Source organism: Perlabentimonas gracilis (assembly GCF_011174675.1).
GTDB lineage: Bacteria > Bacteroidota > Bacteroidia > Bacteroidales > Tenuifilaceae > Perlabentimonas > Perlabentimonas gracilis.
Genome location: NZ_JAANIG010000007.1, coordinates 26,104 through 40,289, shown reverse-complemented (window position 1 = coordinate 40,289; position 14,186 = coordinate 26,104). Strand labels below are relative to the sequence as shown.

Below are 14,186 nucleotides of genomic sequence, written 5' to 3'. Positions count from 1 at the left end.
GTAAGAGGTGGTTTTGACTCGCAAATGTACTAAAACCCCCAACGCAAATACAGAAGACAGAACTATTTTACAGCATAATATCGAAACAAATCGGGGTTTAATGCGTTATTAGCATTAATTTTTTAATGCGATAGTGTTGACAAACCACTATTTATTTTATAATTTGTACAAAAGTTATTAGCAAATAATCTGCTTTAAAAACTAGCTTCACTCAGAAGGGAATATAAAAAAATATTATATAATTGCAGACAAATTAATTCTATCGTTTTGACCATAATGCATTACCAGCAAACCTACTATTCACTAATCAAAATTCACAAAACACAAACTTAATCTTTAACAATTTCAGTAATGAAATCAAAGAAGGAAATGAGAAAGCCAGAGCGAGACTTGTATGCTGGCGCCGAAGAGTTCAAAAAGAATCGTAAGCTCAAACCGGTAAAAAAGGAGAAAAACCCAAAGCGTGCTTTTTTCGATGAGATTGACGAGCTAGAGGACATTGAAATTGATTATCTAAAGGATGAATTTTATGATGACGAGATAGCTGATGATGAAGATGACGACTTTTAGTCTTGAAATAAATATTTGACTTTTAGGGGGCCCTTGCCCCCTTTTTTTGTTTAAACCGTAAACCTTTCGAAACCTAAAGGCACAAATTGGCGTAATTCCAAACAAACTTTACTATTTTTACAACAAACAGAATCCCAATGCCCAAACCCATAAATTTACGAACCGTGGTGCTTACACTTATCGTGGTGTTAGCCTGGCTGTGTGGATATGCTACCAATTTAAATACCGATTCAATTAATAGAATTATAAGCACAACCTCCGAGGAGAAGCGCCTAGAGGTTTTGCTCTCCACCACAGAGAAAATCTTACATAGGTACCCCGACCAAGCCATTATTTATGCAGAGCGAGCATTGCTTCTTGCCAAGGATCGGGAGGATGAAGCGGGAGAAGCAAAGGCTCACTTGCTCCTTTCAAAAGCAAAATCAATTACGGGTGAGTACGCAGTAGCTCTTGACCATTTAGAAGAAGCGCATCTATTCTTTGTGAGCGTTAGCGATAGCGCTCAGCTTGTTGAGAGCTACCAGCTGTACGGGAATATTTTTACTCGAATAGGTGACTTTAAAAACTCAATCGAGAATACCCAGCATGCCATTGATTTGGCTATAAGGTTGGGTAATCGCATATCCCTTGCCGACCTAACCCGTGAGCTTGGAAATGTGTATTTCTACTTTGGAGAGAGGGCCGTAGCGTTAGATTTTTTTCAAAAGAGCCTCGAGATCAGCCAGCAGATTAAGTACACCGACGGCATTGCGAAGGCCTATAACAATATGGGACGTGCTTTTGCCGAACAAGGGCGTTACCCAACGGCTCTAGATTACCTTAAACGATCATTAGACTCGAAGGATAGGGATGCAGATAGGGTAAGCTACGGAAATACCCTAATCAATATAGGTACGGTTTACCTTCGTACGCAGGAGTTTCAGCGTGCCATAAACTACTTTGAGGAGGCTAGGTTAAACTTTGCTGCTGTTAATAATATTGATGGGGTTGCCAACGCACTATACTATCTGGGCGATTCTTACTTTGCCCAAAAAAGGTACAACCAAGCCATAGCAATGCTTAATCAAGCATGGGAAATTGCCTCAAAAAGTAATTCGCAAAGACATTTGGTTAGGGTTAGTAGGCTCCTTTCAGAGGTTTACGTGAGTATAGGCGACTACCGTAAGGCCCATGAGTATTTGTCCAACTTTTTAACGCTCCGCGATTCTGTGTTTAGTGTCGACCAATCGAACCTACTTGTAGAGCTGGAGACCCGCTACAAGCTAAACGATAAGCAGCGACAAATTGAACTTCTCTCAAAGCAAAGAGCCCTTGAGGAGAGTGAGAAAACACAAATTCGAATTTGGATTACCCTTTTGGCAATGCTAGCACTACTTTTCATATTGTTTTCATACTTTACATACAGCCGGTATCGATATAAAAGTAAGGCGAACGAGAAACTCCTCGAGGAGATTGGTCATCGTAAACGTGTTGAGGCTCAGCTGAACGAGTATCAAGAGCAGCTCGAGAATATTGTGGAGGAACGGACATGGGAGCTAAAGGTGGCAAAGGATAGGGCTGAGGAGGCCGACAAGCTTAAAACAGCCTTTCTCACTAATATGTCGCATGAGATACGCACGCCAATGAACGCAATAGTGGGGTTTTCGTATTTGCTCGCCGACAAGGAGTCGCCCAGCGAGGCTAAGGCCGAGTATGTGAAGATAATTAAAAGCAATGGCGAGGTGTTAATGAACCTTATTAACGACATTCTTGATATTTCAATAATTGAGGCAGGGCAACTTAAAACAAAGATAAAACCTGTTGTTCTTGACGATATCCTTAATGAGATAAAATTATTCTTTCAGCAAGAGCTTGAGACCCTTAATAACCGTAAGCTCCAACTTGTAGCCGACTATGACGACAGGTGCAATCGGCTTGTTGTTATGACCGATGGTGTTCGTTTACGCCAGGTTTTATCGAATCTGCTATGGAATGCCCTAAAGTTTACACCTGAGGGACAGATCACCCTTGGCTACCGGCTTTCTGGTGCAGAGGAGTTAATATTTTTTGTTAAGGATACGGGTGCCGGTATCGAGGCCGATAAGCATGAGTTGATATTCGAAAGGTTTAGTAAGTTTAGCACGGGTGCCGAGACCAATGTGTACTCGGGAACAGGGCTGGGATTAGCGATTTGCAACGAATTGGTTGAGGCTCTCGGTGGAAGAATTTGGCTCGACTCACACTTAGGCAAAGGTTCTACCTTTTACTTCACCATACCCTACACGCCCAACGAGGATATGGCGGTTGTTTCGATTAGCACTAAGTCCGAGACCTACGATTTGACGTTACTCAGGGGTAGAACAATTCTAGTAGCCGAGGATGTGGTTAGTAACTATAAGCTTATTGAGGCGTTTCTCTCCGATATCGACCTAACTATTCTGTGGGCCAAGGATGGGGTTCAGGCAATTAATATGCTCCGCGATAATCCTGCCGTTAGTCTAGTTCTTATGGATGTGCAAATGCCCATACTAGATGGAATAAATGCCCTGAAAAACATTAGGAAACTGAACCCAGAGGTGCCTGTAATTATAAATACGGCTTTTTATCACAGCGAGGAAAAAGAAAAGTGCTTTGCCGCAGGATGTAATGATTATATGAGCAAGCCAATTCGAAAGGAGGATCTACTAGTCAAGCTCACGCAGCACTTAAGCTCCGAAGCTTAAACTCATTTCTTTACCAACCACTTGTCTTTTACGTAAACCTGCCGCTCGAAGGCCTGATCGAGTGAGATAAATGTTTCGGTATTCATTACCCCGGGGATATTCTGAATAGTGTTCACCAGCACCTCCATCAGGTGCTCATTATCTCGACAGAAGATCTTAAGCAGCAGAGCAAATTGGCCTGTAATAAAATGGCACTCCACAACCTCCTGCATCTGTCGTAATGCTTCAACCACCCCCTCGTACTGATTTGCTGCTGCAAACTGCACACCCACAAATGCGCATACATCGTAACCCAATGCCTTGGGCATAACTATCATTCGTGAACCATCAATTATGCCTGCTTCCTCCATCTTTCGAACCCTTTGATGGATAGCTGCACCCGATATGCCACACTCTCGAGCAATCTCGAGGAAAGGCATACGTGCATTTTTCACTAGGTACGCCAGTATCTTCTGGTCAACCTCATCGACCTGGTATTTTGAATCGGCCATTCTTGTTACAGATTTAAATTAATTACGTCATAAAATTAATGAATTGTAAGCAAACATATCCCATTCGGGTTCATTTTTATTAAAAATTGATTTTATAAAAGGGGTGTCTCATAAGTCCTCTATGGAACTTTGTGTAATATTTAAAATACAGATAAACAAAGCGATGCGCTGAGCGGTGCACTGAGTATATCGAAGTGTTTACCGAAGTGACTCACAAAGAAATCACAAAACCTGTCTGCTGAACAGGCAGGAACACAAAGAGAATAAAAATCACTACTGACCGACTAATAAATATAGATTTCGAGCGAAGCGAGACCACGAAGTAGCAGCGAAGCTAAATCTATCACATTATTATCATTTTACAAAATACTTAGTCGGACACTAATGAATAAAAATGATTTTTAGACTTTTAAGACACCCTCTTCAAAATAAGTTTTGAATCATTAGTAGTTTTGCTCAGGGTAAAGCTCGCTCCACCATGCCTGTTCGTCCTTCAGATGCTTGCTAAAGTATGCCAGAATGGTATTTGTCCACTCAATACGCCTGCTGTACTTTAGTATATGATGATCCTCGCCATCAACTTGAATTAGATCAACGGGTTTGCCCAGCAGCTTTAGCGCGGTGAACATCTGAATGCTCTCTCCTACGGGCACATTGGTGTCGTCTGTTCCATGCAGTAGTAGCAAAGGCGTAACCACCTTATGAGCATTGAATAGAGGGCTCCTATCAACATAAAGTTCCCTGTTGTTCCAAGGGAAACTATTTGCGCTGGCCTCGGCGCTATAGGAGTATCCCCAAAAGCCCTCGCCCCAGTAGCTCGATATGGAGCTTATGCCTGCATGTGAAATGGCAGCTGCAAATATGTCGGTTTGTGTAAGCAGATACATGGTCATAAATCCACCGTACGAAGCACCAATGCAGCCAATTTTATCCACATTCACAAAGTTGTGCTGTGCGGTAAACTTTTTGGTGCCCTCAATAATTTCGTCGGCGGTAATTTCGCCCCAGGCGTTCACATGTGCAGCCGAAAAATCTTGCCCAAAGCCAATGGTGCCACTGGGTTGCAACACCAACACTACAAACCCATTGGCGGCATAGTGCTGTTTGGGGTATCGGCCACCGAAGTCTCGTCCAACAGGGGTTGTACCGCCGTAGTAGTATACAATGGTGGGGTACTTGTTGCTGGGGTCAAAGTTAGGTGGTAAGTAGTACCTGCCCACAACCTTTTGCCCTCGCTCCGATACAAACTCCCAATCCTTTACTTCGCCAAGCTTCACGTGGGTATAATTCACCGCATCGGTATCGTCAACCACTTGTGTTTTCCCCGTTTTTAGATCGATGCTATATGCCTTGGGCCAGGAGTTGGTCCCCGAACCCAGGTACACTGCCAGCGGCTTGCCTGTGGCAAAATCTAGGCTACCAACCATCTCCTCCCTCAGGTCTAAGGGTGCGAATCGTTTGCGGCGAATATTGTACTCAAAAACTGTGTTTTTCTCCTTATCCACAGTATTGATGTAGATATTATTTGAGGTTGGGCACCAATGTGCTCCCCGTACCGAAGGATCGAAGTTGAGGGTAATAGGATCCACTGCACCTGTTTTGATATCATATATGTAAGCCTGGGTATCGAAACCGTTGGGGATTTTTCTGTCGGAAACGTTTACTCCAACATTGCCAAAGGCTAAGGGCGCTCCTGTAGCCAACAACTTGGTGCCGTCGGGGGAGTAAGCTACGGTTGTTGCAAAAAGTTTTTCGGCCCAAAGCGTGTCAATGGCTAGCGTGTTGAGGTTAAGCTGGAGTAGGGTTTGTCGGCGGTACGGTCTTTCGCTGTAATCCTCACGGCTAATACTAAAAAGAATGGCTTTGCCATCGGGGCTTATATCATGCAAGCTGGTGGATTGGTTGCCCCATGTAAGGCGTTGGTGCTTACCCGCTGATAGGTGAGTGATGTATAGGAAGCTGCGACTTCGCCAGTGCGATTGCCTATCCTCCATGGTAAGTATTTGCTTAATATCACCCTTGCGGCTATCATCGCGCTCGTATACGTTGTAAATAACGAAATCCTCGTTGGGTGACCATTCGTACCCCATCATATCATTAAGTCCCTTAAGAACCTCCTTTTCAATGCCCGAATCGAAATTGTAAATCCATAGGTTCCCATTGGCAATGTATGATAGCTTGTTGCCCTTGGGCATCCATTTTAGTTGAGACACCTCGTTCTGGCGGAATGACGTTATCGTCTTGCTGTCGCTCAACCTTACTACTCGACGGTAAAAATTGTTTCGTTCGGCTTTGGTATCCATCTCGCTAACGGTTATTAGCGCCATCTCGCCTGTGGTCGATACGCTAACCCCCGATAGCTTTGGCCCCTGAAGCAGGTGCTTTAGCGTTTTTACTTGACGAGGGTTGGTGCTAAGCGCAATTTTATCCACAGCAAAATCTGAATTTGGTTTAACTGCCACTTTCAATGTGGATGGGCCGGTAAGGGTATCGGTTGCTAGTAGTTTTACCATAACCAGATGATTACCCGCCAGCAGCTTTACCTCCTTCGAAACGGGATTTGCTGAATTGGACGCAGAGTACCTGTCGGCTATTTTGTTTTCGCCCACGTACAGTTCAAAGGGAAGTGTTGACTCCACCTCAATATCTCCCTTCCAAAAACCATCAGTTTCGATGTATGCTGCAGCCAGCACCAACTTGTAATCGTTGCTAGCGAGGTTTAGGTTTATTGCATTATGGGAGTTTACACTATGCTTAACCCAGCGAGTGCTCGCTCCCTGAATGTGTTTACCCTCTTCGGGGTAAAAGTTTTCAAAGCTAAGCGTTTGTTGCTTTAGCAAGTCGATGGGCTCAAAGGTTTTCCCCTTTACATTTTTGATGTTGGCCAACGATGGAAGTGTAACGCTTATACCATCTGCAACTAACCAATCTTCAATAAAATTTTCCTGTGCCCAGGCAGCATGTAGGGTAAGGAAGATAATTATAACGCTAACTAATTTTTTCATCCGTACAAAATATTTATATTATTAATTTACAACACATTACTATCTTGCTTTTAGCACTCTTTTTCGAGCGGATGGAACACCCATAGTTTGTTCATCGGTGTTTAGCTCCGCTGAGCTCTCTCGTCATTCAAACGAGATCGGTTGTGCAAACTACCTTACATGGGTGTTTCATAAACATTTCATTAAAATTTGAATTATAAGGTTTTGACCCGTGTTTGTGCAAAAGGTTAAAGGATGAATTTGAATATTTTAGCTCACCCTACGTGGTGGTGCAACTTCTTTACTAGAGTCGAACATAAGCCTGAAGGTTATATGCGTTTTTAGAACCCTAGCACCAATCTGCTCAACCATTTTGCACATGGTGGGATTAAAGTCGCCAATCCAGTTCAGCTCAATGTCGGTGTAGGGATAATCGTCGCGGAGCGCCCATCTGGCAAATTCTTTTACCAATGCACCATCAACCCCCTTACCTTGGTACTGAGGAATAATACCAAATATTAGCCCAAGAGCCTTGGTGCACTTCTTTTTTACTTTAAGCAGGTATATTAGCTTTAGCTTTGCCCAAAGATTAAACTTGCCATTAAGGTGCTTTACTATTTGGTTTAAGTCGGGAATCATTATCAGAAAACCTATGGGCTGGTTATTATGGTAGGCAAATAGGATTAGCCTTTCGTCGAGAATAGGTTTAATAGATTTTAGTAGCGCCATGGCTTGTACCCGTTTCATCTTGCCAACCCCTGCAAATCGGCCCCAGCCTTTATTGTATATCTCCACAAAGTCGGTAGCAAATTTTTGAAGGTCCTTTTTGTTGATGATTGTAACTCTGTATTCGGGGTTTTGCTCTATTCGATTGGCCTTTTCCCAAACCACCGGCTCAACGTGCTTGTCGCTAACCGGCATATGGTAGGTAAATTGCTTAAAGTAGGTTTTAAAGCCATAGGATTCGAACAGCGATTTGTAGTAGGGTAGGTGGTATCCCATACAGTAGTTGGGTTCGTAAAACCCATCAACGAGTAGTCCCCACCAGCGGTCGCGCTCGCCAAAGTTTATGGGGCCATCCATGGCTTCCACTCCGCGCTCTATAAGCCACTGCTTGCATGTATCGAAAAGTAGGTTGGCCGCATTCTGATTGTTGATACATTCAAAAAAGCCCATTCCCCCGGTTGGTTGCTCAGTGTTTTTTACATTTCTATCGATAAAAGCTGCCACACGACCTACCGTTTTGCCCTTGTCGTCTACTAATATCCACCTACAGGCTTCGCCGTTACGGAAATGTTTATTTTTTTTAGGATTGAATACATCCTCAATATCATGGTCGAGGGGCCTAATCCAGCTAGCCTCATCTTTGTAAAGCCTAACTGGCAGAAGAATAAACTCTTGCCTAGTTTTTGCGTTGGTTACCTCAATAATTTTATAATCCATTGAATTGAAAGGTTATCAAGGTTATTGCTTGTAGCCTGTAAATATATAAAAATTGATCTTTTTTAATTATGATTTCAGCTAGATGCCACGGCTAAACGACGATGAAAAAAAACCTGCTGATTTTAATGAATCAGCAGGTTTTGCTAAGTAAATAATGTGTTTACCTCTTAGTTTTTATGTTAATAGCATTCTGATTGCGGTAAGGATTATTGCCATTGTAAAGGATTTTATCGGCAAAATCGAAGTATTTATTCATATTCTCAGTGGTTTTGAACTTGACATGACCATGCCCAACGCCCTCAACCGTCATTAGCGTAGCAATCTCACGGCCAGTAGCCTCGTTTACCACATTCTTCATATTCACCGACTGCATGTAAGGCACCACCTTGTCGTTGGTTCCATGAACAAGTAGAATTGGTGGAAAATCGGGGCCTACCAGGTTTATAGGGTTAGCATCGTTGGTTTTTTCCCAGTTCTCCTGTACATTAAAACCCATAATTTCGTTGGCTGGGTGTGAGCCAAGGTTGGTTACCCTACTAATATCGGCTACACCGTACCATGAAATAACCCCTTGAACCGCACTGGAGAAGTTCTCGTATCCCATGGAGAGGTTCTCAAATGCCGGATGATTATTTGTAGCCCCCAACATCATGGCTATATGTCCGCCAGCAGAGGATCCCCAGGCTACAAGCTTCTTTGTGTCCAGTTCATAATCTGCACCTTTAGCCCTCAAAAAGCGAATCGCGGTTTTCACATCTTGCAGGGGTTTTGGCCAAGTCACCTCATCGGATAGCCTATAGTTTAACGTCACCACAGCGTATCCTTGTGTAGTAGCTTGGAGCATGGGGGCTAGCGTTTCGGCCCTTTTGTCGCCATACTTCCAACCACCACCGTGAATAACCACGATGGTTTTGTAGGGTGCTTCTCCCTCCGAGGGGTAAATAATGTCAAGGGTTTGACGCGGATTTTCCGTTGCAGTGTAGGGGATATCGAGAACTGTTTCTGGGAATTGGGCAACATCAATACTTTTAACCTTTCCCTTGGCGTGTGCTGCATACTCGCCCATTTCCGATTGGGCTACTCTATCGGCTCCCCCTTGATTTTGGCACGAAAAAAGTAAACCTATTAGGGGCAACCAAAGTAATGCGTGCTTGGTTCGTTTTGTTGTTTTCATAGCGATGGGTTTATGGTTAGGTTTTAATCTGTGTTGTTTTTTGCGTGATGGACAGCATATCAAATATAAAATCGAATAGCATGAACAAGGTACAAAAAAAATCGCCCCACTCCAACAAACCTAAAGAGTTTGGTGTTGGAGTAGGGCTTATGTTGTGTTGATAGTTGACTTCCTCGAGGCAAGCCTATTGGCTAAGCAATTTGGCGTATCGAACCTCATCGCATATTTTACCGTTTTTAAAGATAGCATCTTTAAAAATGGCCTCTTTAATGAACCCGCATTTTTCTAACACTTTTTGCGAGCCGATGTTATAGCTGAAAACCCCTGTGAATATTCGAACTATACCTAGGCTGATGAAACCATAACCACATATAAGTCTTACCGCCTTGGTCATAATACCCTTGTTCCAGTAGGGTTCTCCAAGAAAGTAGCCAATTTCGGCCGATTTTGCATAAACATCATCACCCTTATTTAGCCCAATGTTACCCACATACTCACCCTTATATTCTATAGCAAATACTTGGGGTGGCCTAGTTTTAAGGCACATATCAATAAACTGTATTGCATCAGCAACAGTGTATGGGCTCGGGAAACCATCCCTTAGGTTATCGCTAACTTTGGTGTTGTTGGCCAGCTCGGCGAGCCTAAACTTGTCTTCAGGCAAAAACTCCCTTATAGCAACCTCCCCATCATCAAACCTAAGCATATGATATTCAGTTCGATATTAAAAAACGAAATGGATACCTGTAAGCTCTTCCGACAAGTCCCAGAATCGCCGTGCAAGCTCTTTGCTCCTTGCCAGCTTAGTCGATTTTACCTCTACAGGAAATCCCGATAAACCCATAAAGCCTTTGGGCCCAATATAGTCGGCTCCCATAATGCTTTCGTCTGATGCCGCCCTAAGCATTGGCAGTACCCCAAGTTCTGCTTTTTGCCCAATTAGCTTGATGGCTTTGCTTGCAAAGCTTGACGACCTAAAAAGATTGGTGCTCGACACACCAGGGTGGCAAGCAATCGCTTTTGTGTCTATCTTATGCTCTTTTAGCTTCCTGTCAAGCTCATAGGTAAACAGAAGGTTGGCAAGCTTGCTTTGACCATAGGCCTTGTTCTTGTTGTACGATTTTTCCCAGTTCACATTAGCAAGATCCAGCTTAGATATCATAGAATGAGCAATGCTGCTTTGAGAAACAATTCGAGATTGGGGTGTAGCCTTCAAGATGTCAAACAGGTGTGCTGTTAGAGCAAAGTGTCCCAAATGGTTTATTCCTAGCTGTAATTCGAAACCTTGTTTTGTGGTCTCCCTTTTGGGTGGCCACATAACCCCGGCATTATTGATTAGAACGTCGAGGCGTGCATGCTGTTGCTTAAACTCATTGGCAAATGCAGCTACCGACTCCAGATCTGAAAGATCGAGGTGCATAAGCTCTAGCTGCGCAGAAGGGTTTGTTTTGTTGATTTGGGCAATGGCATCCTGCCCCCTGGTGAGGCTGCGAACCGCCATAATAACTCTTGCCCCCTTGCTGCTTAGTACTTTTGCTGCTTCTAGTCCCAGCCCACTATTGGCGCCAGTAATTACAATAATTTTATCCTGTTGCGAAGGAATGTCGTTTGTTGTCCAGTTCATATTTACTGTTGATTTATTTCTCGTTTTTTTGCCACTCTTCACCATAATCGCTGCCGGTAAGGCTATAAACCTCCAGATCGGTGAACTGACCGTTGGCTAGTAGTTCTCCGTCGCGTTCAATGCCTTCCAGAACAAAGCCAAGCCGTTGGGGAATTCTCTTGCTGGGTGTATTGCCCACAGCACACTTAATTTGAACCCTGTTGATATCAAGCTCATCAAATGCATAGCAAACCAACGCTTTAACCGATTTGGTAACAATGCCTCTGCCTTGCATTGCTTCGGAAAGCCAGTAGCCAATCTCTGTTTTTCTATTTGCCCTGTCTGTATCTTTAAAACCAATTAGCCCAATAAATTCGTTGTTGTACCTAATGGTAAACAGCAATTCCGCTTGGTTAGGTGGAACATTCAATGTCGATTTAACAAAGGCAATGCTGTCGTTTACCGTTTGGGTGAAAGGAACAAAGGGAAGCCAACGCTCTAGATATTCTCTTTGAGAGTCTATGGTATGAAAAATATCGTTTGCATCTTCAAGCGTAATGTGTCGAAGCGAAATGGTGCTGTCAATATCAATATGTAGGAGATTGTCCGTGTTGCTCATATTACTCGTTGTCGGTGGCGAACCACTCGGCGTAGCTGGTTGCTGTTTCGTGTAGCTTTAAGTGGTAGAGTTTTACTTCAGGTGGGAGCTCTGCCGAAATTAGGTTGGCGATATGTAGTAAAAGGTTTTCGCAGGTTGGCTGATAGTCTACCCGTTCAATTTTACCTATTGTGTGAATAAATTGATGATCAAGCATCTGGTTGTCGTTCTTAACCATCAATACGTGGTCAAACCTATCCACTACAAGCTTTTTCACAATAGTTTTAAGCTGGCCAAAATCCATTACCATACCATACTTTGGGTCTGACGCGTCGGGGTTTGGCTCACCTATAACTGTTACAAATAATCGGTATGAGTGACCATGCACATTTTTGCAAGGGCCATCGTATCCCTCAAGCATATGCGCCATTTCGAAGGAAAATTCCTTCGTAAGCCTTATTCTTGGCATTGTTTATTAGTTAGTGTTTAGCTTGTTTTGGTTGGTAAAATAATACACACTCCAAAACAACTTAACCTAAGATTTGTTCTACTGCGGGGATAAGCTATACAAACGATTATGTGGTGCACTTGTTTAGGCACTCCATAATCTTCGCAAGGCTATCGTTTTTAAGGAAGTAAAAGGTGTTCTTTCCTTCGCGCTTCGAGGCTAAAACCCCTTTATCCTTTAGGATACCTAGGTGGTGTGAGGTGGTGGATTGCTCAATCTCTAGCTTTTCGTGGATTTCGGTAACAGTCATCCTATTACCATCTTCCAAAAAGTTTAGTATGGCTATCCTCATAGGGTGTGCAATGGCCTTAAGCATGCTGGCAGCCTGCTCTAGTTGCTCAATTCTTAAATCCTTAACGGTGTTCATAACAACATATTTAATTGATGCAAATATATAAATATTTAATCTTTTTTGCTTTGTGCCTCTAAATTTTACGATTACCAAAATAATTCTTTGGTTCCCAAATGTGCAAAAGGAAAAATTGACGAGGGTTAGTTTTTTAGATTTAACAAGCATGTTAAGCAAAAAAGTAGTTAATTTGTCGATGTTAAAAAATTAGATTAAGTGTCACACCTAAATTCCATAAAAAAGCCGGTCGCTAACGAGTTGAAGGCTTTTGAGCCATACTTCAGTAAAATTATGAGCAGCAAGGTGCCGCTGCTTAGTACTATAACCAACTACATCTATCGTCGTAAGGGAAAGCAGGTTAGGCCATTGCTTGTTTTTCTATCAGCCGGAATGAATGGGTCAATAGGAGAGTCCACATTTGTTGCCGCAGGAATGATAGAACTTCTTCATACAGCCACCCTTATTCACGATGATGTGGTTGATGAAGCCAATGAGCGGAGAGGATCGTTTTCAATCAACGCGCTGTGGCGCTCAAAAATTGCTGTGCTCGTAGGCGACTTTCTCCTTTCAAAAGGCCTTTTACTTGCCATTGAAACCAATGAGTTTGAGCTGCTCCGCAATATGAGCAATGCAGTTAAAGAGATGAGTGAGGGCGAGCTATTGCAGATTGAACGCTCCCGCAAAATGAATATCGACGAGGAGACCTATTTCGATATAATTCATAAAAAAACGGCAACACTAATTGCTTCATGCCTGGTGAACGGCGCTGTTTCTGTAGGTGCAGAGCAGGCTAATGTCGAAAGAATGTATGAGTTTGGTGTTAACCTTGGCCTTGCCTTCCAGATAAAGGATGATATTTTCGACTACCAAGCGAAGGGCGCTTTGGGAAAACCCACCGGAAATGATATTAAGGAGAACAAACTTACCCTGCCGCTAATACACGCCCTGTCAAATGCCGATCGTTCTACCCGAAAGGCAATACTTTCGAAGCTACGCAAGAGCAAGCGGAGCCAAAAGGCAGTTGAGGAGGTAATCCAATTTGCCAATGAGTATGGCGGAATTGACTATGCCACCCAAAAGATGAACGAATATAAGGATAAAGCTATAGCCGCACTCGAATCTTTTCCCGAATCAATATACCGCGATGCGCTTGTTGATATGGCCAATTTTGTGGTGAATAGAAAGAAATAGAAAAGTATTAACCCTAAAATAAAACCTGATGAGCATTTTAGATATTATACTTATTGCGGTATTCATATTTGCCGGCTTCAATGGATATAAAAAAGGCTTAATTGGCCAAGCCGCCGGATTAGTTGGGCTCCTGCTAGGAATTTGGGGGGCAATTCATTTTTCCGACTATACCGCAGGGCTAATCATGGAGCATTTCTCGTTCAGCACGCCCTACATGCCACTTATTGCCTTTGCCATTACTTTTGCTGCCATTGTTGTGGGGGTACACTTTTTGGGTGCACTTGCCGAAGGGGTTGTGAACCTTGCTTTTCTTGGTATGGTCAATAAGCTGCTGGGTGTTGCCTTTGGAGTTGTAAAAACTGCACTTATCCTAAGCGTAATTCTACTGTTGCTTGGTAAGGTGAGCGACAGGGTTAGGGTTATACCCGATGATTTTGGCAAAAATTCATTGCTTTATGGCCCTGTTGAACGTTTAGCCCCAAGTATTTTCCCATACCTAAATTTCGATGAGATAAAGGAGAAGGTTGAGGAAACGTTTACTGTTAACAAGGATAAAGCAATAGAAACCTAGGC

At 43.1% G+C, this 14,186-nt stretch carries 13 protein-coding genes; 4 read left to right on the top strand and 9 right to left on the bottom strand.

The features are described 5' to 3' along the window. The first annotated feature begins 351 nt into the window (after positions 1-351). Together G8O23_RS04755 and G8O23_RS04750 are read left to right on the top strand one after the other, a co-directional pair. Positions 352-570 (top strand): hypothetical protein, encoded by a 219-nt coding sequence (locus tag G8O23_RS04755; RefSeq protein ID WP_166362330.1) that lies wholly within the window; start codon positions 352-354, stop codon positions 568-570. A 137-nt stretch (positions 571-707) separates the two neighbouring features. Further along, positions 708-3,272 carry a tetratricopeptide repeat-containing hybrid sensor histidine kinase/response regulator gene (locus G8O23_RS04750; protein ID WP_166362328.1) on the top strand — a complete coding sequence of 855 codons (2,565 nt, stop codon included), beginning with the start codon at positions 708-710 and terminating at the stop codon, positions 3,270-3,272. 2 nt (positions 3,273-3,274) lie between these two features. Here G8O23_RS04750 and G8O23_RS04745 read toward each other — a convergent pair whose 3' ends face one another. From G8O23_RS04745 to G8O23_RS04705, 9 genes are all read right to left on the bottom strand, one after another. After that, the gene (locus G8O23_RS04745; RefSeq protein ID WP_166362326.1) at positions 3,275-3,763 is read right to left on the bottom strand and encodes an Lrp/AsnC ligand binding domain-containing protein; all 489 of its coding nucleotides are present in this window, start codon (positions 3,761-3,763) and stop codon (positions 3,275-3,277) included. A gap of 443 nt (positions 3,764-4,206) precedes the next feature. Beyond that, on the bottom strand, positions 4,207-6,768 hold the full coding sequence (locus G8O23_RS04740) for an alpha/beta hydrolase family protein (RefSeq protein ID WP_166362324.1): 2,562 nt from the start codon (positions 6,766-6,768) through the stop codon (positions 4,207-4,209). A gap of 249 nt (positions 6,769-7,017) precedes the next feature. Beyond that, positions 7,018-8,190, bottom strand: a complete 1,173-nt coding sequence (locus tag G8O23_RS04735) for a hypothetical protein (protein WP_166362322.1) — start codon at positions 8,188-8,190, stop codon at positions 7,018-7,020. Positions 8,191-8,350: 160 nt separating this feature from the next. Continuing rightward, entirely contained in the window at positions 8,351-9,364 is a 1,014-nt protein-coding gene (locus G8O23_RS04730) for an alpha/beta hydrolase (RefSeq protein WP_166362320.1), read from the bottom strand. Positions 9,365-9,548: 184 nt separating this feature from the next. Continuing rightward, positions 9,549-10,070 (bottom strand): GNAT family N-acetyltransferase, encoded by a 522-nt coding sequence (locus G8O23_RS04725; protein ID WP_166362318.1) that lies wholly within the window; start codon positions 10,068-10,070, stop codon positions 9,549-9,551. Between the two features lie 18 nt (positions 10,071-10,088). Then, positions 10,089-10,988: an oxidoreductase gene (locus G8O23_RS04720; RefSeq protein WP_166362317.1), complete on the bottom strand. Its 900-nt coding sequence runs from the start codon at positions 10,986-10,988 to the stop codon at positions 10,089-10,091. A 13-nt stretch (positions 10,989-11,001) separates the two neighbouring features. After that, complete coding sequence (locus G8O23_RS04715) at positions 11,002-11,586, bottom strand: GNAT family N-acetyltransferase (RefSeq protein WP_166362315.1); 585 nt, start codon at positions 11,584-11,586, stop codon at positions 11,002-11,004. Position 11,587: 1 nt separating this feature from the next. Further along, a complete protein-coding gene (locus tag G8O23_RS04710; protein ID WP_166362313.1) occupies positions 11,588-12,034 on the bottom strand; it encodes a 6-pyruvoyl trahydropterin synthase family protein in 447 nt (148 codons plus the stop codon). Positions 12,035-12,140: 106 nt separating this feature from the next. Further along, on the bottom strand, positions 12,141-12,440 hold the full coding sequence (locus G8O23_RS04705) for an ArsR/SmtB family transcription factor (RefSeq protein ID WP_166362311.1): 300 nt from the start codon (positions 12,438-12,440) through the stop codon (positions 12,141-12,143). Positions 12,441-12,713: 273 nt separating this feature from the next. Between G8O23_RS04705 and G8O23_RS04700 the strand changes: the two genes are divergently transcribed. Further along, positions 12,714-13,613, top strand: coding sequence for a polyprenyl synthetase family protein (locus tag G8O23_RS04700; protein ID WP_166362309.1), 900 nt, complete (start codon positions 12,714-12,716; stop codon positions 13,611-13,613). A 28-nt stretch (positions 13,614-13,641) separates the two neighbouring features. Beyond that, a complete protein-coding gene (locus G8O23_RS04695; protein WP_166362307.1) occupies positions 13,642-14,184 on the top strand; it encodes a CvpA family protein in 543 nt (180 codons plus the stop codon). The last annotated feature ends 2 nt before the right edge of the window (positions 14,185-14,186 follow it).

What these genes read in the sequence shown, in the direction of transcription:
- G8O23_RS04750 (WP_166362328.1), top strand. Translation starts at nt 708, where the DNA reads ATGCCCAAACCCATAAATTTACGAACCGTGGTGCTTACACTTATCGTG.
- G8O23_RS04735 (WP_166362322.1), bottom strand. Translation starts at nt 8,190, where the DNA reads ATGGATTATAAAATTATTGAGGTAACCAACGCAAAAACTAGGCAAGAG.
- G8O23_RS04705 (WP_166362311.1), bottom strand. Translation starts at nt 12,440, where the DNA reads ATGAACACCGTTAAGGATTTAAGAATTGAGCAACTAGAGCAGGCTGCC.
- G8O23_RS04730 (WP_166362320.1), bottom strand. Translation starts at nt 9,364, where the DNA reads ATGAAAACAACAAAACGAACCAAGCACGCATTACTTTGGTTGCCCCTA.
- G8O23_RS04695 (WP_166362307.1), top strand. Translation starts at nt 13,642, where the DNA reads ATGAGCATTTTAGATATTATACTTATTGCGGTATTCATATTTGCCGGC.
- G8O23_RS04740 (WP_166362324.1), bottom strand. Translation starts at nt 6,768, where the DNA reads ATGAAAAAATTAGTTAGCGTTATAATTATCTTCCTTACCCTACATGCT.
- G8O23_RS04755 (WP_166362330.1), top strand. Translation starts at nt 352, where the DNA reads ATGAAATCAAAGAAGGAAATGAGAAAGCCAGAGCGAGACTTGTATGCT.
- G8O23_RS04700 (WP_166362309.1), top strand. Translation starts at nt 12,714, where the DNA reads ATGAGCAGCAAGGTGCCGCTGCTTAGTACTATAACCAACTACATCTAT.
- G8O23_RS04745 (WP_166362326.1), bottom strand. Translation starts at nt 3,763, where the DNA reads ATGGCCGATTCAAAATACCAGGTCGATGAGGTTGACCAGAAGATACTG.
- G8O23_RS04710 (WP_166362313.1), bottom strand. Translation starts at nt 12,034, where the DNA reads ATGCCAAGAATAAGGCTTACGAAGGAATTTTCCTTCGAAATGGCGCAT.
- G8O23_RS04715 (WP_166362315.1), bottom strand. Translation starts at nt 11,586, where the DNA reads ATGAGCAACACGGACAATCTCCTACATATTGATATTGACAGCACCATT.
- G8O23_RS04720 (WP_166362317.1), bottom strand. Translation starts at nt 10,988, where the DNA reads ATGAACTGGACAACAAACGACATTCCTTCGCAACAGGATAAAATTATT.
- G8O23_RS04725 (WP_166362318.1), bottom strand. Translation starts at nt 10,070, where the DNA reads ATGCTTAGGTTTGATGATGGGGAGGTTGCTATAAGGGAGTTTTTGCCT.